This window comes from Myceligenerans halotolerans, assembly GCF_054782975.1.
Genome location: NZ_BAAGRL010000034.1, coordinates 1 through 21,193, shown reverse-complemented (window position 1 = coordinate 21,193; position 21,193 = coordinate 1). Strand labels below are relative to the sequence as shown.

The following is a 21,193-nucleotide window of genomic DNA, read 5'->3' as shown; positions in this document are numbered from 1 at the left end:
TCGGAGCCCCGGAGCGCACAACAAGACCGTTCGACGACGAAGGAGTTCTTGGTGAGAAATCTGCTCTGGGGAGCACCGCGTGCGGGGAGACGGCTGGCAGCCGTCGCCATCGCACTCGCGGTTGCCACTCCCGTGACGCTGGCCGGCGCGACGTCGGCACAGGCGGCCGTGGAGGCCGCACCACTGGCCGCACCGCTCGCCGCGGCCCCGGCCGAGGCCGACCCGTTCAACGTGCTCGTCTTCTCCAAGACGGCGGGATTTCGGCACGGTTCGATCCCCGCGGGGATCGCCGCCATCGAACAGCTCGGTGCCGACAACGGCTTCACCGTGGACACCACCGAGGACGCTGCGGCGTTCACCGACGAGAACCTGGCGAACTACGACGTCGTCGCCTGGCTCTCGACGACCGGTGACGTCCTGGACGCCGGGCAGCAGGCTGCTTTCGAGCGTTACATCCAGGGTGGCGGCGGCTACGCCGGCATCCACGCGGCCTCCGACACGGAGTACGAGTGGCCGTGGTACGGGGAGCTGGTGGGGGCCTACTTCAACTCCCACCCGCAGAACCAGGACGCCACGGTCAAGGTCGAGGACCACGAGCACGCGTCCACCGAGCACCTGCCGCAGCGGTGGGAGCGCTACGACGAGTGGTACAACTACCGCACGAACCCGCGCGACGAGGTGCACGTCCTCGCCTCCCTGGACGAGTCCTCCTACGACGCCGGGACGGGCGCGATGGGTGCCGAGCACCCGATCGCCTGGTGCCAGGCCTTCGACGGAGGCCGGTCCTGGTACACGGGCGGCGGGCACACCGACGCCTCGTTCAGTGAGCCGGAGTTCCTCGAGCACCTCCTGGGCGGCCTGCAGACCGCGGCCGGCGTCGTCGTCTCCGACTGCTCCGCGACGCAGACCGACAGCTACGAGATGGTGCCGCTCGACGAGGACACCGCGAACCCGATGATGCTGGACGTGGCCGACGACGGCACCGTCTTCTACGTCGAGCGGGACGGCCGGGTGCAGCTGATCGACCCGGAGTCGCAGACCACCGAGACGGCGATGACGCTCTCGGTCACCCAGTCGAACGAGGACGGACTGACCGGCATCGTGCTCGATCCGGACTTCGCGGCCAACGGGTGGGTCTACCTGTTCTGGTCCCCGGAGGACGTCGGTGACGACGGCCCGCACAACCGGGTCTCGCGCTTCGACTACGACGCGGGCTCCGGCACGATCGACCCGGCCACCGAGGAGACCGTGCTGATCATCCCGACGCAGCGCCAGACGTGCTGCCACGCGGGCGGTGACATGGTCTTCGACGGCGACGGCAACCTGTACGTGGTCACCGGCGACAACACGAACCCGTTCGAGTCCCAGGGGTATTCGCCGCTGGACGAGCGGGACGGGCGGGAGAACTACGACTCGCAGCGCACGGCGGCGAACAGCAACGACCTGCGCGGCAAGATCCTGCGGATCACGCCGCAGGACGACGGCTCGTACACGGTTCCCGAGGGCAACATGTTCGCCCCGGGCACGGCGGACACCCTGCCCGAGATCTACGCGATGGGCTTCCGCAACCCGTTCCGGATCGGCGTCGATCCCGCCAACGGGAACGTGCTCGTCGCCGACTACGGTCCGGACGCCGGTTCGGCGGACCCGGACCGGGGCCCCGCCGGCACCGTCGAGTGGAACGTCGTGAGCGAGCCCGGCTTCTACGGCTGGCCGTACTGCACGGGCGCGAACAGCGCATACCACGACTACGACTTCGCCACGGGGCAGTCCGGCGCGGCGTTCGACTGCACCGGCGGGCCGGTGAACGACTCGCCGAACAACACCGGCCTCACCCAGCTGCCGCCGGCCGTGGAGGCCGAGGTCTGGTACGGGTACGCGGAGAACCCGTTGTTCCCGGAGATCGGCGGCGGTGGCGCGCCGATGGGCGGCCCGGTCTACTCCTACGACCCGGAGCTGGAGTCCGACGTCAAGTGGCCGGCCTACTGGGACGGCAAGGCGCTGTTCGGGGAGTGGAACCAGGGGCGGATGTACTCCTTCCAGCTCACCGGCGAGCAGCGCGACGATCTTGTGGACATCAACCGGGTCCTGCCGGGGATCTTCGATCCGGACGCCGGCTTCGACCGGCCGATGGACTTCGACTTCGGGCCCGACGGCGCGCTGTACGTCGTGGACTGGGGCTCCGGGTTCGGCGGCAACAACGACAGCTCGGGCGTGTACAAGGTCAACTACGTCGAGGGCGACCCGGCACCCATCGCACGGGCCACCGCCGACGTGACCGACGGCCTGGCCCCGCTGACGGTGCAGTTCTCCTCGGAAGGTACCCGGCACCCCGCCGGGGAACCGATCTCGCTCCAGTGGACCTTCGGGGACGGTTCCGCGCCGAGCACCGAGGCGAACCCGACCCACACCTACACCGAGAACGGCCGCTACACCGCCCAGCTCGTCGCGACCGACTCCGCCGGGCTGACCGGCGTGGCGAACGTGACGATCGTGGTCGGCAACATCGCCCCGGAGGTGTCGATCACCTTCCCGGAGAACGGCGGCTTCTTCGAGTGGGGCGACCAGGTGCGCTACGAGATCGATGTCGACGATCCCGACGGCGAGGTCACGTGCGAGAACGTCTCCCTGTTCACCTCGCTCGGGCACGACTCCCATGCCCACCCGTTCGACGAGCTGACCGGTTGTGAGGGTGTCCTCCAGACCGCCCGCGACGAGGGCCACGGCATCGAGTCGAACATCTTCTGGGTGATCGAGGCGTTCTACACCGACGACGGCGGAGCGGCCGGCGAGCCGCTGACGGCCACGGACCTGCAGGTCCTGCAGCCCAAGCTGGTCCAGTCGGAGTTCTTCACCGGCACGGGCCGGGTCGACGGCATCGGTGACGGAGCCGGCGACCCGGGCGTCGAGATCGAGGAGACGGGCGACAGCGCCGGTGGCGGCCAGAACATCGGCTTCATCGAGCCCGGTGACTACTGGGCTCACGAACCGGTGAGCCTGGCAGGCGTCGACGCGATCTCGCTGCGCGCCGCCTCGGCGGCCGGCGGTGGTGAGGTCTCCCTGCGCTGGGACGCGCCGGACGGTCCGGAGATCGGCCGCATCACCGTGCCGGACACCGGCGACTGGCAGCAGTACGTCGACGTCGGCACCGAGCTGACCGACGTGCCGTCCGGCTCGGGCTCGCTGCACTTCGTCCTGCTCTCCGGCGGGATCAACGTCAACTGGATGGAGATCGACGGCCGCGGGGTCACCGACAACGAACGACCGGACGTCACGCTGACGGTCGACCCGGTCTCGGGCGACGCCCCGCTGACCGTGACCGCGACCGCCGACGCCACCGATCCGGACGGGTCCGGCGAGCTCTCCTACGCCTGGGACGTCGGACTCGGCGACGGGTTCGTCGAGGGTGGCACGCCCACGCTCGAGCACACCTACGACCAGCCGGGCACCTACCGGCTGCAGGTGCGCGTCACCGACGAGGGCGGCGCCTACGCCGTCGAGTACGTCATGGTCGAGGTCACGGGGACCGGCTCCGAGCCGACTCCCTGCCTGTCGGGCCGGTCGGACGACTTCCTCGGTGCCGAGCTCGACCCGGACCGCTGGACGGTGCTCGACCAGAACCAGGACCTGCGGGTCGCCGACGGGATCCTCACGATCCCGGCGAGCGTGTCCGACTTCTACGGGACGAACAACGTCACCGTGCCGAACCTGGTCCTGCAGGATCTCCCCGACGGCCCGTTCACCGCGACGGCCAAGGTCACGATCCCGGCCCACGCGCAGTACCAGCAGGCCGGCCTGCTGATCTACGGCGACGCGGACAACTACGCGAAGATCGTGATCCAGGGGCGTTCGGCACCTGCCGACCCGGCCACGCGCATCTTCCAGTACGTCCGTGAGGAGGACGGCGCACCGAACGAGGTCGGGGACTCCAACACCGGGGCCCTCGGCGGGACGTACCCGGACACGGTGTACGTGCGGCTGGCCAGCAGCGACGGCGAGGACCTGACGGCGTCGTACTCGTCGGACGGCGTGGACTTCACGGCCATGCCGCAGACCAAGTCGCTCACCGGCATCGACGACCCGCAGATCGGGCTCGTCGCGCTCGCGGGCACCGGTTCGGCCGCGGAGGTCGTGGACGCGGAGTTCGACTGGTTCCACCTCACGCCGGACGACACGGCCGAGCCCCCCGGGCCCTCCGACGAGTTCGACGGGGACGCCCTCGACGGCTGCCGCTGGGACGTCGTGCGCGAGGATCCGGCGGGGTACCGGGTGACCGGTGGCGCGCTGGAGATCGACACGACGGCCACGGACATCTACACCGGCAGCAACACCGACACGCCGAACATCGTCGTGCAGGACCTCCCGGACGACGACTGGACCGTCGAGACCCTGGTGGACGGGTCGGACTTCGACCAGCAGTACCAGCAGGGCGGTCTCATCGCGTACGGGGACGACGACAACTACGTCAAGCTCGACATCGTGACCGACAACGCGCCGGGCAGCGCCGTCACACAGCGCATCGAGCTCCGTAGCGAGGTCGACGCCGTGATCCAGGACCCGCAGCCGGGCGCCAACGGCCTCGAGTCGCGTGTGTGGCACCTGCGCCTGACGAAGGCAGGGTCCACCTTCACCGGTGAGTACAGCGCGGACGGTGAGGACTGGACGGCCCTCGCCGAGCCGGTGACGCACGACGGACTGCAGGACGCCCGGGTGGGTCTGTTCGCACTCGGCGGCCCCCAGCAGTCGGTCGCCACGGCGTCGTTCGACCACTTCCGGGTGGCCGGCACCGAACCCGAGGTCCTCGAGGCGACGCCCGCCGTCGAACTCACCCAGCCGACCTGCTCGTTCGGTGACGACGGCTCGACCGTCGTGGGCACCGGCGACGTCAGCGGCGTGCCCACCGACGGCGTGCATCGCTACGTCGTGTGGGCCGCGGACGACATCGGCACCTACATCGGCGACGGGTCGGACCTGCCGCCGGGGGACTACGTCGTGCGGGCCTGGCCCGCCGACGGCTACGAACTGGTCCCGGCTGACGGGTGGACGCAGATCTTCCACGGCCGTCTCCAGACGACGGTCACCCTGGAGCCCGACTGCCCGGACCCGAACACGCCGGACGTCGTCGTGCGGCCGGCGACCTGCGGCGCCGGTGGGTCGATCGACCCGGTCGAGCTTCCTGGGGTCCGCAAGTACAAGGTGCACCGGTGGGTCGACGGCTCCGTGCGCGGCAAGGCGCGTGACCTGGACAACCTCGCCGCGGGCGACTACCGGGTGATCGCCGTGCCGGCCCGCCGCACCGACCTGACCGTGACCGGGGACTGGGAACTCCTCCCGTCCGGCAAGGCACGCATCGTCGTCACCGTCGAGGAGAGGTGCAACTGACAGACCTGGGGCGTGCACCGGCCCGCCGGTGCACGCCCCGCCGACCGCCGTCGGCCGGCACCGCGCTGAACGCCCCACCGACGGCCCCGGCCCAGGGCCGTCCCGGGGTGCGATGAAGGCCGACGGCAGGGCCGGTCACCACCGGCCTACCCTCGGCACGGGGTGGACGCGCTCCGGCCCCGTGCCGAGGCCCCACGGGGGCCACCCCCGACAACCCGGAGAGGAACGACCATGCGACGGTTCACACGTCTCGGCGTGGCGCTCGCGCTGGCGCTCGGACTCGCCGTCGGGCCCGCCGCCACGGCTCCCGCGGCGGCTCACGGCGGCCCGATCGACATCGACCTCGGCACGGACGGCGCCGGTGGCATCTCCGCGACGGTGACCTGGGCGAGGGACGGACACCCCGTCGAGGAGTCGGCCGTCGTGGTGGTGCGGGCGGTCTCCGGCACGGGCGAGGAGGTCGGTCCGGTCACGCTCGCCTCCGCCTCGGAAGGCGTCGGCTGGTACCGCTCGGAGCCCGCGCTGCTCGACGAAGGGCACTGGACCGTGACCGCGCGGGTGAAGGAACCACGGAAGGCGAAGGCCGAGACCGAGCTCGACGTCGTGGCACCACCGAGCGCCGAGCCGTCCGAACCCGAGCAGTCCGAGCACTCCGAGGCGCCTGCCGCCGACCCGCCCGCCGCGGAGACGGACGGCGCCGAGGCGGCCGCGCGCACCGCGGACGGGTCGCCGACGGCCGCCGGCATGCCGGGATGGACCGGCTGGGCGCTGGGCGGACTCGTCGTCGCCGGAGCGGTGACGGCCGTCGTCGTCCTGCGCAGGCGCGCGGCGTGACCGAAGACCGACAGGGGACGACCCGGCGACGCCGGATCGTCACGTAGAGGAGGAGAACACGATGGCACGACCGATCACGCTGTTCACCGGCCAGTGGGCCGATCTGCCACTGGAGGAGGTCGCCCGGCTCGCGGCCGGCTGGGGCTACGACGGACTCGAGCTGGCCTGCTGGGGCGACCACCTCGACCCCTGGCGGTGGGACGACGACGAGTACGTGGCCGGGCGGCGCGAGCTGCTGGAGCGGCACGGGCTCCAGGTCTGGGCGATCAGCAACCATCTCAAGGGACAGGCGGTGTGCGACGACCCGATCGATCAGCGCCACCGCGACATCCTGTCCGACCGCGTGTGGGGCGACGGCGACCCGGAAGGCGTGCGGCAGCGCGCGGCCGAGGAGATGAAGTGCACCGCCCGGCTCGCCGCGAAGCTCGGGGTGAAGACGGTCGTCGGGTTCACCGGGTCGTCGATCTGGAAGTACGTCGCGATGTTCCCGCCGGCCTCCGCCGACATGATCGAGGCCGGCTACCAGGACTTCGCCGACCGCTGGAACCCGATCCTCGACGTGTTCGACGAGGTGGGGGTGCGGTTCGCCCACGAGGTGCACCCGAGCGAGATCGCCTACGACTACTGGACCACCGTCGCCGCGCTCGAGGCGATCGGGCACCGGGAGGCGTTCGGCCTGAACTGGGACCCGTCGCACATGGTGTGGCAGGACCTGGACCCGGTGGCGTTCCTGTGGGACTTCCGCGACCGGATCTACCACGTGGACTGCAAGGACACCAAGAAGCGGATGACGAACGGCCGCAACGGCCGCCTCGGCTCCCACCTCCCGTGGGCCGACCCCCGGCGCGGCTGGGACTTCATCTCCACCGGGCACGGGGACGTCCCCTGGGAGGACGCCTTCCGGATGCTCAACACGATCGGCTACGAAGGCCCGATCTCCGTGGAATGGGAGGACGCCGGCATGGACCGGCTCCTCGGCGCGCCCGAGGCGCTCGAACTCGTGCGCCGCCTCGCCTTCGACGCCCCGGAGGCGGCCTTCGACGCGGCCTTCTCTACCAAGTGAGGTAGTTCCGGTAGCAGGTCTCGGCGGGATCGGCCACCTGGTGGTCGAGCCTGCTGGGACCCGCTACCGGGGCTGACGGCCGGCGACGCCGTTCGGTCAGCCAGGGTCGGCGTCCGGTAGGGCGACGCCTTTGTTGACGGTGCGCCGGTACGCGCCCGGTGAGCTGCCGGTGTACTTCTTGAACGCGACGCTCATGTACTCCGAATGCTTGAAGGAGAGCCGGTCCGCGATACGTGGCAGCGTCCAGTCGGTCGACGACAGCATGTCCGCGACACGTGCCATCCGGACACGAGTGATCTCAGCGTGCACGGAACGGCCGAGAAGCTTGCCGAACCGATGGTCCAGGGCCCGCCGGGAGAGTCCCACCTCCCGCAGCACCGCCCCCACCTTGATGTCCTTGTCGGCGTTGTCCCGGATGAACCGGAGCGCCTCGACGACGATGGGATCGTCGACGGCCAGGACGTCGGACGACTGTCTTGTCACCACACGGATCGGGTCGATCAGCCGCAGGCCCGGTTCGATCGGCTCTCCGTTCATGATCTTGTCCAGGAGCCGGGCAGCCAGGTGCCCCATCCGGACAGCGCCCGGCTCGATGCTGGACAACGGGGGCGACGTCAGGCCGGCGATGAGCTCGTCGTTGTCGACGCCGACGACGGCGACCTCGTCCGGCACGGCAAGACCCGCGATCGTGCAGGCTTCCAGCACTTCTTGCCCCGCGATGTCGTAGCACGCCAGCACCCCGACCGGCCTCGGCAGCTCGGCGAGCCAGCCGGCAAGCCGGGCGCGGTCGGCCGCCCGCCGCCCGGACGGCACCATCTGGAACTCGTGGGAGCTCAGGCCGCGCCGGCGCACATGCTCGGCGAACCACGCACCCCGTTTGAGGGCCCACGCGAAGCGGTGGTCGCCGCAGTAGGCGAAGTGCCGCAGTCCCCGCTGCTCGAAGTGCTCGACCGCCCACCGGGCGATCGTGTCGTCGTCGGTCTCGACCCCGGGCAGGGCCGGCAGGAGCCGCGCCGCGCTGAGATCGACCGTCGGAAGGCCGAGCCGCTGGACGATCTGCGCCGTCGCCTTGTTCTCGATGCGCGCCAGCACGCCGTCGCCGCGCCAGCCGTCGAGCCACGAGAAGTCGGTCTCCTGGCGGCTGTGCTCGCCCAGGTACATCGACCAGCCGCCCCTGTCCTCGGCGTATCGGTGCACACCAGTCAGCAGGGCGCGGGCGTATGCGTTCGAGGTCTCGATCAGCAACGCGACGTGACGAGTCCGTTCGGAGGCCATGTGAAATATCTAAGCATCCATGCGTGATCACGCATGGAGTCCCCCCGGGGCAGCTCTCTAGCGTGGTGGCAACCCAAGGAGGTCAACGTTGACTGAGAACATTCGGGTCGCGATCGCCGGGCTCGGGTTCGGAGCCGAGTTCATCCCGATCTACCAGGCCCACCCCGATGCCGAGCTGGTCGCCGTGTGTCAGCGGTCGGAGGCCGCCCTGAACCGCGTCGCGGACGCCTTCGGGGTCCCTCACCGGTACACCAGCTATCGCGAGATGCTCCGCGACCCCGACATCGATGCCGTCCACATCAACACCCCGATCGCCGCGCATGCCGAGCACACGATCGCCGCCCTGCAGGCCGGCAAACACGTGGCATGCACGGTACCCATGGCGACGACGCTCGACGAGTGCCGGGCCATCGTCGCCGCGGTTCGCAAATCAGGCAAGACGTACATGATGATGGAGACGGTCGTGTACTCGCGAGAGTTCCTCCACGTCCAGGACCTCGTCGCCGACGGCACGATCGGGCGGATCCAGTTCCTCCGGGGGGCACACCACCAGGAGATGGCCGGCTGGCCCGGCTACTGGGAAGGCCTGCCTCCCATGTACTACGCCACGCACGCGGTGAGCCCGGTGCTCGCGCTCGCGGATACGCTCGCGGAGAGCGTGGTCTGCCTCGGGTCGGGCCGCATCGCACCGGACCTGGAAGCACACTACGGATCACCGTTCGCCGTGGAGAGCGCGCTGCTGACCCTCCGCGACTCCGAGGCCGGCGCCGAGATCGCACGCTCGCTGTTCGAGACGGCACGAGAGTACGTCGAGAACTTCGCGGTCTTCGGCGACCGGGCCACCTTCGAGTGGGAACAGACGCAGGGAGCGGGGCACGTACTGCACGTCGGTGAGACGCCGAAGCGCATCGAGATTCCCGACTTCGCCCACCGCCTGCCGCCGGAGATCGCGCCGTTCACCACCCACGGTGTCTACGACGACGAGAACGAGCATCTCTCGTTCGTCCAGGGCGCCGGTCACGGCGGCTCCCACCCGCACCTGGTGCACGAATTCGTCCGGAGCATCGCCGAGGGCCGGGCACCCGCCGTCGACGAGGTGACGGCCGCGAACTGGACGTCCGTCGGAATCTGCGCCCACGACTCCGCCATGCGCGACGGCGCACGGGTCACCGTTCCGGACTACGCGGACGTACCGTGATGACTGCCACGGCACAGCGGACCACCCAGATGGCCGCCCCGGTCCGGCGCCAGGAAGTACGACGACAGCTCCCCGGCCTCCTGGGAGCCGTGGTCGCCGCGGCGGCGGCCACCTGGGTGGTGTTCGTCGCCACGGACACGCCGGCCGGCCCCGCCGCGCAGAACCCGGGCACGTTCCTCGTGACCCTGCTGGATGCCCTGACGTTCGGTGGCCTGCTGTTCGTCGCGGCGTCCGGGTTCACGCTGATCTTCGGGCTCATGCGCACGGTCAACATGGCGCACGGATCGCTGTTCCTCCTGGCCGCCTACGTGGCGATCCGCGTCCAGGAGGCGATGACCGGTCGCACCCGCAACATCGACGCCTCGGACGTCGGCATCCTCGACTGGGTCGTGCCGGCGCTCGCCGGCGCGACGGTCGCGGCGGTACTGGGCCTGGTCATCCAGCAGGTGTTCCTGCAGTGGAACGAGGGGCAGGAGCTCCGTCAGGCGCTCATCACGCTCGCCATCACGGTCGTGCTCGCCGACCAGATGCTCCGCGTGTTCGGCGGGCTGGCCGGCCGGATGGTGTGGCCCGGCGCGGTGACCCACTTCTTCACGGTGTTCGGCGAGCGCTACGCGCTGAGCCGGTTGTTCATGCTCGCGGTCGCCGTCGTCGTCGGCGTCCTGCTGTGGCTGCTGCTGCACCGGACCAGCTTCGGCCTGGTGATCCGCGCCGGTGTCGACGACCGGCAGATGGTCCGCGGGCTGGGCATCAACATCAGGCTCGTCTTCGCGGTGACCTTCCTCGTGGGCTCGTTCCTCGCCGGCTTCGGCGGGGTGCTGGGCGCATCCTTCGCGGGAGCCGCCCCGGGCACGGACGCCGACTGGCTGCTGAACTCCCTCGTCGTCGTGATCATCGGCGGGCTCGGTTCGTTCCGGGGCGCGGTCGCGGGGTCGCTGCTGTACGGCACCGTCGTGGCCTTCGCCCCCGCGTACCTTCCGGCGCAGTACTCGTTCTACGCGATCATCGTGACGTTCGCCGTCCTGGCCCTGGTGCTGGCGGCCCGCCCGCAGGGACTCCTCGGGAGGGCGTCATGACCTGGTCCCGCACCACCCGGCGGGGGATGATCTCGCTCCTTGCCCTGGCCGGGGTGCTGCTGGTGCTGCCGGCGCTCGCCCCCGCGTTCTTCATCAACTTCGTGATGACCAAGACCCTGGTGCTCGGCGTCGCCGCCGCGTCGATCATCTTCCTGGCCCGGTACGGCGGTCTCGTGTCGCTGGCGCAGTTCCTGTTCTTCGGGATCGCCGGATTCATGTACGGCAACGCCGTCCTGACCGACGGCGCCCGGGGGCTCAACCTGGGGCTCGGGCCGTGGCCGTCGGTCGTCTTCGCGGTCGTCGTCACGACGGCGGTCGCGGCGGTGCTCGGCGGGCTCGCGAGCCGGATGACCGGGCTCTACTTCCTGATGCTGACGATGGTCTACACGGTGATCGGCTTCTTCGTCTTCGCGCAGATCGTCGAGCTCTCCGGCCCGAGCGGCCTCACGAGCATCCCCCGGCCCGAGCTCATGTCGGCACCGGTCAGTCTCTACTACGCCGCCGTGCTGCTGTCCGCCGTCACCTACGCCGGATTCCGCGCGATCCGCCGGACCCCGTTCGGCCTGGCGTTGCAGGGCGTGCGCGACGACCCGGTCCGGATGGCGTCCCTGGGGTTCAACGTCCCCCTGCACCGGACGGCCGCCTTCACCCTGGCCGGGTTCGTCGCCGGGCTCGCCGGAGTCCTGAACGTCTGGTGGAACGGGCAGATCGACCCCGCCTCCATCGCGCTCGACCCCAGCCTGATCCTGCTGATCATGGCCGTCATCGGCGGCATCTCCTACATCGAGGGCGCCTGGCTGGGCGCCTTCGTCTATGTCCTGGTCTTCACCTATCTCCGGGACATCCCCCTGGCGGACCAGATCGGGATCACCGAGGCCCGGCTCAACACCGTGATCGGCACGGTGGTGCTCCTGATCATGGTGCTCTCGCCGGAAGGTCTCGCGGGCATCGCTGAGAAGATCCGCCACCGCCTTCGCCCGTCACGGGCGCGAACCGCACCATCGGCCGACCTCAGCCGGCCGCAAGCCACACCGACAGGAGAGAACCCATGACCATCACCCGACCACGCAGGACACGGACGTTCGCCGCCGCCATGGCCGCAGGTCTCGTACTGGCCGCAGCCGCCTGCTCCGACGCCGGAGCCGGAGCAGGCGACGGGCTGCCCGCCGACGGCGGAACCGCACGGTCCGACGACGGCGCCGCACCCGCCGACGACGGCGCCGTCCGCCTCGGCATCCTCGGCCAGTGCGAAGGCCCGTTCGGCGGCTTCCACGAGGACGTCGTGGGTGGCGTCGCACTCGCGATGGTGAACCACGCCGGCGCCATGGTGAGCTCCACGACCAGTGCCCTGGACGGCTTCTCCGGAGCCGAGGTGAACGGCACGGCCATCGAGCTCGTCGGCATCGGCTGCGGCAACGACACCGCCGACCGCATCCTCGAGGAGACCCGCCGCCTCGTCGAGCAGCAGGGCGCGAACGTGATCATCGGCCCGCTCTCCGGCGACGAGGGACTCGCCGTCGCCGAGTACGCGAAGGCCAACCCCGACCTGACCGTCCTCGCCGGGATCTCCGGTTCGCAGGAGCAGACCCTGCACGTGCAGGCACCCAACTACTTCCGGTGGTACGGGGACGGCGCGATCTGGAACGCCGGGATGGGCGACATCCTGCACAACGAGCAGGGCTGGGACACCGTCGCGGTCATCGCCGACGACTACAGCTTCGGGCACACGTCGTCAGCGGGATTCATCGCCGACTTCTGCGCCGTCGGGGGCGAGGTCACGCACCGGGTCTACCCGCCGCTGGGCACCACGGACTACTCGTCCTACATCGCGCAGCTCCCGAGCCCGGACGAGGTCGACGGGTACTTCTGGGCCGTCGGCGGTACCGGCACCCAGGCCTCCCTCGAGGCGTTCGTCAACGGCAAGGGCGACCTGACCGGCGACCAGCACGCGGGCAACTTCTTCTTCAACCCGGACCTCGCCCAGGCGCTCGGCACGGACATCGCCGGAGCGTACGTCGGAGGCTTCGCCACGTTCCCCGGGGACGTGCACACCCCGCAGATCGAGGAGTACCTCGCGAGTGCCGACGCCACCTGGGACACCCTGCCCGGGGCACTGTCCGACAACGAGCCGGCGTCGCCGTCGGTGGCGGCCGCGTTCGGGTTCTTCTACGGCTACTACTCGGCCGGCGTGGCCCTGGTCGAGGCGCTCGCGGAGACCGGCGGAGACGCATCGGACCCGGCGGCGCTGCAGGCGGCGATGGCCGGCCTCGAGCTCGACCTGCCCTACGGCCCGATGCGACTGGACGAGAACCGCAGCGGCATCGTCGACGTCGGGCTGTCCCAGCTCGTCGTCAACGACGCGGGGGAGATCGAGCAGGAGACCGTGGCCGTCATCCCCGGCGTGGACCAGACCTTCGGCGGGACGTTCAGCCCGGACACGCCGTCGCCCTCGCGCGACTTCCCCGGCTGCGAGGAACGTGAACTGCCCTGGGAGGGCAACGCGATCCCCGTCGTCGACGGCGTCCCGCAGCGGTGACGGCCACCGTGCAGCGCGTCGCCCCGGAGCACGCGGAATCGCTCGTCACCGACCTGGCCGTCCAGGTGCGCTCGCTCGTCGTCGCGTTCGGCGGGCTGCGTGCCCTGCGGGGCGTCGACCTCGACGTCCCGGCCGGCGAACGGCTGGCGATCCTCGGGCCGAACGGGGCCGGGAAGTCGACCCTGTTCAACGTGATCGCCGGGGATCTCACCCCGACCGAGGGCACGGTGTCGATCAAGGGACACGACTGCAGCTTCGTCCCGTCGCGGCACCGGCCCCGGCTGGGGATGGCACGGACCTACCAGAAGGCACGCAGCTTCGGCGGACTGACGGTCCGGGAGAACCTGTACCTCGCCGTCGCCGGGCCGAGGCGGCATCAGTGGCCGCTCTGGCGGTCGCGGGCGGACCGGCAGATGGAGACCGTCGCAGACGAGGTCGCCGAGAGCGTCTGGCTTGCCGGCGACCTCGACGCGACCGCCGGTGAGCTGTCCCACGGCCGGCGGCGGCAGCTCGAGCTCGGTATGGCCATGGCCTGCCGGCCGGAGGTCCTGCTCCTGGACGAACCGGCGTCCGGCCTGTCCCGCGGCGAGCGGGAACGGCTCACGGAGCTGCTGACCTCGCTGGCCGACGGGGTGACGCTGCTGCTCATCGAGCACGACATGGACGTGGCCTTCGCCGTGGCGCAGCGGGTCGTCGTCATGGCCGACGGCGAGCTCGTCGCCGAGGGGCCGCCGGACGAGGTGCGCAGCGACCCGACGGTGCACGCGATCTATCTCGGGACGGAGGGATGACCGTGGGTGAGACCAGCGAGCCCCTGCTCCGGGTGGAGGGGCTGTCCGCCGGGTACGGGGCGTCGACCGTGCTGGACGGCGTCGGCCTGCACATGGGCGTCGAGTCGGTCGGCGTCGTCGGGCGCAACGGTATGGGCAAGACGACGCTCTGCGACACCCTGGTGGGGTTCGTCCCTCCGTCGGCCGGGGAGATCACGCTGCGGGGCCGCCGGATCGGCGGGCTCACCCCGGAGCGGATCGCACGGGCGGGGATCGCCTACGTCCCCCAGGGGCGCCGGTTGTTCTCGTCGCTCACGGTCGACGAGCACCTCGCCATGCTGGCACGGCGGGCGCGCGGCAAACGCTGGACCCCCGAGGCGGTCTACGAGCTGTTCCCACGTCTGGCTGAGCGCAAGAAGAACCGCGGGGGCGACCTGTCCGGCGGCGAGCAGCAGATGCTCGCCGTCGGGCGCGCGCTCCTGCTGAACGCCCACCTGGTGGTGATGGACGAACCGTCCGAGGGGCTGGCTCCCGCCGTCGTCGACGTGCTCGTCGACGCCGTGCGCCACCTGGTCGGCGAAGGGGTGGCCGTGCTCGTCGTCGAGCAGAACCTGCGTGCCGCCGTCCGCATGGCCGACCGCCAGCTCGTCATGGTGTCCGGCCGTATCGAGGCCGAGTTCTCCGGGGACGAGCTGCTGCGGCGCCCGGACCTGCAGGCCCGGTACCTGGGGGTCGGCACGGAAGAAACCGTAGGTGAGCAAGCACCCGGCCCCGTGCGCCGGGACACGTCGTTGGAGGACGGATGAAGGCACCGAGAACTTTCGGAGTGAACACCTGGGTGTGGTGCTCGCCGCTCACGGACGAGCGCCTGGCCGAGCTCGCGCCGCGCATCGCTGGGTGGGGGTTCGACTCGATCGAGCTGCCCGTGGAGAACGTCGACGACTGGAACCCCGTCCGCACGGCGAAGCTGCTCGACTCGCTGGGCCTGACACCTACGCTGGTGCTCGCCATGGCGCCGGGCCGGGAGCTCGTCGCGGCGGACCGCGCGACGATCACCGCGACCCGCGACTACATGCGACGTGTCGTCGACATGGCGCACGCCGTCTCGGCGCGGGTGGTCGCCGGGCCCGCCTACGCTTCGGTGGGTCGCACGTGGCGGATGTCGCCCGCAGAGCGGAGTGCCTGCTACCTGCAGCTGCGGGACGGGCTGGCGCCGGTCGTGGAGCATGCGCGCGCGGCTGGTGCCGTCGTCGCCGTCGAACCCCTCAACCGGTTCGAGACGAGCCTGCTCAACACCGTCGAGCAGGCGCTCGAGGCCGTCGAGGGACTGGCGCCCGAGGCGTGCGGGCTGGCCCTGGACACCTTCCACATGAACATCGAGGAGCAGGACCTGCCCGCGGCGGTCCGGCGGGCGGGCTCGAGGGTCGCGCACGTGCAGGTCTGCGCGAACGACCGCGGCGCACCCGGGGCCGACCACATCGACTGGCGTGGCTTCCTGTCAGCGCTCGACGATGTCGGCTACGACGGTCCGCTGAACATCGAGTCGTTCACCGGGGACAACGACTCGATCGCCACCGCGGCGGCGATCTGGCGGCCGCTCGCGGCGGACCAGGACGCGATCGCGCTCGACGGTCTCGCGTTCCTGACCGGGCTCGTCGGAGAGGAGGCGCCGGTGCACTGACAGCGCCTGCGGGGGGTTCGCGGTGGCCGGCGACGTGCCGCCACCGCACCGACAATGAAACACGGTGAGGGGATCATGCAAAGACGCAATCGATTCATCGCAGGTGTCACAGCAACGGCAATGCTGGCGTCGGCCCTGGCCGGGGCCGCGTTCAGCGCGGCTCAGGCGCACGAGGGTCACGAGCACGACTTCGACGTGCTGTTCTTCCACAAGACGACGGGGTTCCGGCACGACTCGATCCCGGCGGCGATCTCCGCCGTCGAAGAGCTCGGAGCCGACCACGACTTCTCGGTGTCGGCGAGCGAGGACGCCGCGGTCTTCACCGACGGGACCCTGGCGGACTACGAGGCGGTCGTGCTGTTCACGGATGGCGAGGACACGCTGGATGCCGAGCAGCGGTCGGCCTTCGAGGCGTTCGTGCAGGACGGCGGCGGCGTCGTCGGGCTGCACTCGTCGTCGAACATGGACAAGACGGACTGGCCGTGGTGGTCCGATCTCATGGGCGGAGCGTTCTTCAAGAGCCACCCGTCCGGGGACGACCAGTTCCAGGAGGCGACCGTCCGCATCGAGGACGCGACGCATCCGTCGACGGCGGGGCTGCCGGCCGAGTGGGTGCGGACCGACGAGTGGTACAACTTCACCGCGAACCCGCGGGACGACGTCCACGTCCTGGCCACCCTGGACGAGTCGACCTACGACCCGGGACCGGACGCGATGGGTGGGGACCACCCGATCGCGTGGTGCTCGAGCTACGACGGCGGCCGCAGCTGGTACTCCGCGCTCGGGCACGAGGCCGAGTACTACGACGAGCCGCTGCTGCGCGATCACATCCTCGGCGGTATCCAGTGGGCGGCCGGCGCCGCGGAGGGCGACTGCGGTGAGCCGCGCGGCGGCCTGCCGGCGGAGGCCTCCTTCGAGAAGGTCACGCTGGACGACAGCACGGAGAACCCGATGGAGCTCGCGGTCGCGCCGGACGGGCGCGTCTTCTACGTCGAGCTGGGTGGTGCGCTCAAGCTGTACGACCCCGAGACGGGTGCGGTCACCCAGGTGGCCGAGATCCCGGTGCACCGCGGCAACGAGAACGGCCTGCTCGGGATCGCGCTCGATCCGGACTTCGCCGCGAACCAGTGGCTGTACCTGTTCTACAGTGCTCCGGAGCCGGAGGTGCAGCGCATCGCACGGTTCACCGTCGACGGCGAGTCGCTGGACATGACGTCCGAGAAGATCCTGCTGGAATTCACCCACCAGCGGGAGGTGTGCTGCCACTCGTCCGGTTCGATGGCCTTCGACCCGGACGGCAATCTGCTGGCCTCCACCGGTGACGACACCGCCCACTTCGCCTCGGGCGGGTTCGCGCCGATCGACGGTCGCGTGCACGACGACCACGTCAGCGAGGACGCCCAGCACGCCTACGACGCGCGGCGCACGTCCGGGAACACCAACGACCTGCGCGGCAAGATCCTGCGGATCACCCCCGAGGACGACGGCACGTACTCCATCCCGGAGGGGAACCTGTTCCCACCGGGTACGGAAGGTACCCGGCCGGAGATCTACACCATGGGGCACCGCAACCCGTTCCGGATCGCCGTCGACGACGAGACCGGCTGGGTCTACGCCGGTGAGGTCGGTCCGGACGCGGGGAGCGACGACCCGGACCGCGGGCCGCGAGGCTACGACGAGTGGAACCAGATCCGCGAGGCGGGCAACTACGGCTGGCCGTACTGCATCGCCGACAACCAGCCCTACCGGGAATGGGACTTCGCCACCGAGACACCGGGTGAGCTCTTCGACTGCGCGACCGGCCCGGCCAACGACTCGCCGTTCAACACGGGCCTCGACGTCGTCCCTCCGGCGAAGGACGCGTTCGTGTACTACCCCTACGGCTCGTCCCCCGAGTTCCCGGAGATCCCCGAGGGCGGCGGCCGCACCGCGTTCGCGGGCGACGTCTACCACGACGATCCGGACCTCCTCGGCGACGGGCAGTTCCCCGCGTACTACGACGACGCCGTGTTCGTCATGGAGTGGTCCCGGAACTGGATCGGTACGCTTCGCCTGGACGAGAACGGCGACTACGCCGGCTTCGAGCGGTTCCTGCCGAACACCGAGTTCCGCAGCCCGCACGACATGGAGTTCGGGCCGAACGGCGCGATGTACCTCATCGAATGGGGGGTCGACTTCAACTACGGCGGCGGCGGGGTGAACCCGGACTCCGGCCTGTACCGGATCAACTACACCGACGGCGCCCGGACCCCGTTGGCCGAGGCGTCGGCCGACGTCGACTCGGGCCCAACACCGCTGACGGTGTCCTTCACGGGGGACACCAGCCACGACCCGGACGGCGACCCGCTGACCTACGCCTGGGACCTGGGCGATGGCACGACGTCGGACGAGCCGAACCTGACGCACACGTACACGGAGCCGGGCGCGTACACGGCACGCCTGACGGTCAGCGACCCGTCCGGCCGGTCCAACAGCTCGAACCTCACCATCGCCGCCGGCAACACGCGCCCCGAGGTGACGATCGAGACACCAGCGAACGGGCAGGTCTTCTCCTGGGGTGACGAGATTCCGTTCGAGGTCTCCGTGGTGGACCCCGAGGACGGCTCCGGCGACGCGATCGACTGCGAGCGGGTGACGGTTCAGCAGGGCCTGTTCCACGACGAGGGCGGCAACGCGCATGTGCACCCGGGGCAGCAGGAGACCGGGTGCGAGGGCGTGCTCGTCACCCAAGCCGACGCCGAGCACGGCGACGCCGCGGACATCGCACTCGTCGTCATCGCGAGCTACACCGACCTCGGGGGAGACCCGGGGGCGCCGGAGCTGACGGGTTCCGTCACCCACGTCCTGCAGCAGCCCCGCAAGGAGGTGGAGCACCACGACGAGGCGTCGGACATCGACGTCGCGGCCGCGAACGATCCGGAGACGGGGGGAGGTGAAGCCATCCGGGGCCAGGCGGGTGCCTGGGCGGCGTACGATCCGTACCATCTCGGCGGCGTCGGCTCGATGACGCTCCGGGCGGCGGCGGCGCAGGACGCCACCGTCGAGGTACGGCGCGACGCACCCGACGGTGAGCTGCTGGCCACCGCCGAGATTCCCGGGATGATCGACGCCGGCTGGTCCGAAGGGCCTGCCGGGTTCGGCGGTGCCGTGTCGCTCAACGGTGGTGGTGCGCTGCGGGACACCGAGCTGCCCCAGGGCGTGGTCAGCGGCGTGGAGGACTTCACGATCTCCACGTGGGTGAACTGGGACGGAGGGCAGACCTGGGCACGGATCTTCGACTTCGGATCCGGCACGGACGCCTACATGTTCCTCACGCCGAGCGCGGGGGGCACCGACAGCCTGCGGTACGCCATCACGGCCGGCGGCAGCGCGGCGGAGCAGCAGATCAATGCTCCGTCCGCGCTGCCGCCGGACGGGTGGCACCATGTCGCGGTCACGCTCTCGGGGTCCACGGGAACGCTCTACCTCGACGGCGAAGTGGTCGGGAGCAACACCGAGATGACGCTGAGCCCGGCGGACCTGGGGCAGACGCCGCAGAACTGGATCGGCCGGTCCCAGTGGCCCGACCCGCTGCTCGACGGCGCGGTCGACGACTTCAACGTCTTCGACCGGGCGCTCACCGCCGAGGAGATCGGGTCGCTGGTCGCCGAACCGGGCGGGACCTCCGGCGGCGGTAACCTCGCCTGGTACCAGTTCGAGGAGGACGGCGGGACCGTCGTCGTCGACTCCTCCGCGGCCGGCAACGACGCGGTGCTCACGCTCGACGGCGAGGCCGCCACCTGGCAGACCGTCTCGGTGGACCTGCCGCCCACCGGCGGCACGTTCCCGCTCCACCTCGTGTTCCCGGACAACTCCGTCCGGGTGAACTGGATGGAGCTCACCCCTGCGGCCCCGCTGCCCCCGGGCGCGAAGGCGCTGCGCAACGTGCACAGCGACCTGTGCCTGGATGGTTTCGGCCGGGGTACCGAGCCGGGGACCGACGTGGTGTTGTGGACCTGTCACGGCGGCGCGAACCAGGACTGGTCCTTCGAGGACTCGGGTGACGGCCACCACGTGATCCGCAACGTGCACAGCGACCTGTGCCTGGACGCCTTCAGGGAGGGGACCGAACCGGGGACCGAAGTGGTGCTGTGGACCTGCCACGGAGGGGCCAACCAGGATTGGTCCCTCGAGGAGAACGGTGACGGCCACCACCTGATCCGAAACCGGCACAACGACCTGTGCCTGGACGACACGGACTGGGGCACGGAGCCGGGCACACCGGCACAGCTGTGGACATGCAACGAGCTGACCGTGCAGCAATGGTCCATCGAGTGACCCGGTGACGGCCTGAAGCGGGCCCCCGCCACCTCGGCGGCGGGGGCCCGCTTCGGTCCGGCGCGAAGGCGGGCGAAGCACTCGTCCGCATTCAGCGCCGTGCTCCCGGCAGGCGCATGGTGAGAAGCCTGGCGCGGGGCGCCAGGCGGCCGGCCGGGGCGAAGACGCTCTCGGTACGGGACTGGTCCGGGTCGATCACGGAGAACAGGTTCACCCGGGCTCGTGTGGCTGGATCTGGGACTGATGCCGATGGGTGCGCCCGTGGTGGTGCTCGGTGAGCACTGGTTGCTCGGCGAGGCGGTGGGCGTAGCGGTGGCGCTGGTACCGGCGCTGGCTCTCGCGTGGTGGACTCTCCCTACGAGGCAGCGGGTATCGAGGTGCGAGGGGTCGAGGCGGTGGCCCGCGCGCTGGGGTACGTGCATCTCGGCTGGGCGATGGTGGGCTGGGCTCTGGCCCTGCCGGTGGTCAGGCACTTCGCCCAGCTGTGTGCCGACGCCTTCGGCGCGGGGCCGCGGCCGGCGCGTGCGTACGACGACGCGGCCACTCCGACCGGTGGCCCCTGCCGTGCCGCCGGCAAGCCAAAATCGGCGTCCGGATCCGGGGAGCTCGAAGTAGTCGGATCGCCATGGCGGGCAACTGCGGGTCAGGTCCGGTGGCGCCCGTCACAAGGAATGGTCGGGTATTGCCAACGAGCCCTCAAAATGCCCACTCACCTGCGGTGACGCGGCGCGTCCGAGGCGCCGGCCGTGATTTGGCATGCGCGGTCGGACGTGTGTAATGTTCTCGACGTCAGCCCGACGGGCAGACGGACAGCCAGGAACCGCAAGGTGAACGGCTGGACGTGCCGGGGTTTGACTCTCTCCTCTGAGACATGCGGCATCGCGCCGTCTCGAAGCAGACTTCAGATTATGATCTGGGGATTTGCGAGACGGAATCGATGGTGGTAAGTTTAAGAGGTTGCCCCGGATTCGGGTCAAACCACATGGTTTGGACCGGAACGGTGTGCGTCGGTTGTTTGAGAACTCAACAGTGTGCTTGATAGTCAATGCCAATGTTTTATG

At 70.4% G+C, this 21,193-nt stretch carries 13 protein-coding genes; 11 read left to right on the top strand and 2 right to left on the bottom strand.

Annotated elements, in window-relative coordinates; genetic code table 11:
- Positions 1-51 precede the first annotated feature (51 nt).
- The 3 genes from ACYVK5_RS20295 (at position 52) to ACYVK5_RS20285 (ending at position 7,279) form a co-directional block, all read left to right on the top strand.
- Positions 52-5,382 (top strand): ThuA domain-containing protein, encoded by a 5,331-nt coding sequence (locus ACYVK5_RS20295; RefSeq protein WP_460707798.1) that lies wholly within the window; start codon positions 52-54, stop codon positions 5,380-5,382.
- Between the two features lie 231 nt (positions 5,383-5,613).
- Positions 5,614-6,216: a hypothetical protein gene (locus tag ACYVK5_RS20290; protein WP_460707797.1), complete on the top strand. Its 603-nt coding sequence runs from the start codon at positions 5,614-5,616 to the stop codon at positions 6,214-6,216.
- A 61-nt stretch (positions 6,217-6,277) separates the two neighbouring features.
- On the top strand, positions 6,278-7,279 hold the full coding sequence (locus ACYVK5_RS20285; protein ID WP_460707796.1) for a sugar phosphate isomerase/epimerase family protein: 1,002 nt from the start codon (positions 6,278-6,280) through the stop codon (positions 7,277-7,279).
- A 96-nt stretch (positions 7,280-7,375) separates the two neighbouring features.
- Here the strand turns inward: ACYVK5_RS20285 and ACYVK5_RS20280 are convergent, their stop codons facing one another.
- Positions 7,376-8,554, bottom strand: coding sequence for a XylR family transcriptional regulator (locus tag ACYVK5_RS20280; protein ID WP_460707795.1), 1,179 nt, complete (start codon positions 8,552-8,554; stop codon positions 7,376-7,378).
- 88 nt (positions 8,555-8,642) lie between these two features.
- On the opposite strand from ACYVK5_RS20280, the gene ACYVK5_RS20275 reads away from it, so the two are divergent.
- From ACYVK5_RS20275 to ACYVK5_RS20240, 8 genes are all read left to right on the top strand, one after another.
- Positions 8,643-9,752, top strand: a complete 1,110-nt coding sequence (locus ACYVK5_RS20275; RefSeq protein ID WP_460707794.1) for a Gfo/Idh/MocA family protein — start codon at positions 8,643-8,645, stop codon at positions 9,750-9,752.
- Complete coding sequence (locus ACYVK5_RS20270) at positions 9,752-10,828, top strand: branched-chain amino acid ABC transporter permease (RefSeq protein WP_460707793.1); 1,077 nt, start codon at positions 9,752-9,754, stop codon at positions 10,826-10,828. Before ACYVK5_RS20275 ends, ACYVK5_RS20270 begins: the two co-directional genes overlap by 1 nt.
- A complete protein-coding gene (locus tag ACYVK5_RS20265) occupies positions 10,825-11,880 on the top strand; it encodes a branched-chain amino acid ABC transporter permease (RefSeq protein ID WP_460707792.1) in 1,056 nt (351 codons plus the stop codon). Before ACYVK5_RS20270 ends, ACYVK5_RS20265 begins: the two co-directional genes overlap by 4 nt.
- Positions 11,877-13,364, top strand: coding sequence for an ABC transporter substrate-binding protein (locus tag ACYVK5_RS20260; RefSeq protein WP_460707791.1), 1,488 nt, complete (start codon positions 11,877-11,879; stop codon positions 13,362-13,364). Before ACYVK5_RS20265 ends, ACYVK5_RS20260 begins: the two co-directional genes overlap by 4 nt.
- Complete coding sequence (locus ACYVK5_RS20255; protein ID WP_460707790.1) at positions 13,361-14,155, top strand: ABC transporter ATP-binding protein; 795 nt, start codon at positions 13,361-13,363, stop codon at positions 14,153-14,155. The genes ACYVK5_RS20260 and ACYVK5_RS20255 overlap by 4 nt, the downstream gene beginning before the upstream one ends.
- A gap of 2 nt (positions 14,156-14,157) precedes the next feature.
- Positions 14,158-14,940 carry an ABC transporter ATP-binding protein gene (locus tag ACYVK5_RS20250; protein WP_460707789.1) on the top strand — a complete coding sequence of 261 codons (783 nt, stop codon included), beginning with the start codon at positions 14,158-14,160 and terminating at the stop codon, positions 14,938-14,940.
- On the top strand, positions 14,937-15,815 hold the full coding sequence (locus ACYVK5_RS20245) for a sugar phosphate isomerase/epimerase family protein (RefSeq protein ID WP_460707788.1): 879 nt from the start codon (positions 14,937-14,939) through the stop codon (positions 15,813-15,815). Before ACYVK5_RS20250 ends, ACYVK5_RS20245 begins: the two co-directional genes overlap by 4 nt.
- Before the next feature lie 75 nt (positions 15,816-15,890).
- Positions 15,891-20,132, top strand: a complete 4,242-nt coding sequence (locus tag ACYVK5_RS20240; protein ID WP_460707787.1) for a ThuA domain-containing protein — start codon at positions 15,891-15,893, stop codon at positions 20,130-20,132.
- Between the two features lie 91 nt (positions 20,133-20,223).
- On the opposite strand, the gene ACYVK5_RS20235 is transcribed toward ACYVK5_RS20240, so the two are convergent.
- Complete coding sequence (locus tag ACYVK5_RS20235) at positions 20,224-20,346, bottom strand: hypothetical protein (RefSeq protein WP_460707786.1); 123 nt, start codon at positions 20,344-20,346, stop codon at positions 20,224-20,226.
- Between the last annotated feature and the right edge of the window lie 847 nt (positions 20,347-21,193).

Bases quoted from the DNA above. Each gene is read 5' to 3' on its own strand.
- ACYVK5_RS20290 (WP_460707797.1), top strand. From the start codon at position 5,614: ATGCGACGGTTCACACGTCTCGGCGTGGCGCTCGCGCTGGCGCTCGGA.
- ACYVK5_RS20270 (WP_460707793.1), top strand. From the start codon at position 9,752: ATGACTGCCACGGCACAGCGGACCACCCAGATGGCCGCCCCGGTCCGG.
- ACYVK5_RS20260 (WP_460707791.1), top strand. From the start codon at position 11,877: ATGACCATCACCCGACCACGCAGGACACGGACGTTCGCCGCCGCCATG.
- ACYVK5_RS20265 (WP_460707792.1), top strand. From the start codon at position 10,825: ATGACCTGGTCCCGCACCACCCGGCGGGGGATGATCTCGCTCCTTGCC.
- ACYVK5_RS20245 (WP_460707788.1), top strand. From the start codon at position 14,937: ATGAAGGCACCGAGAACTTTCGGAGTGAACACCTGGGTGTGGTGCTCG.
- ACYVK5_RS20280 (WP_460707795.1), bottom strand. From the start codon at position 8,554: ATGGCCTCCGAACGGACTCGTCACGTCGCGTTGCTGATCGAGACCTCG.
- ACYVK5_RS20285 (WP_460707796.1), top strand. From the start codon at position 6,278: ATGGCACGACCGATCACGCTGTTCACCGGCCAGTGGGCCGATCTGCCA.
- ACYVK5_RS20240 (WP_460707787.1), top strand. From the start codon at position 15,891: ATGCAAAGACGCAATCGATTCATCGCAGGTGTCACAGCAACGGCAATG.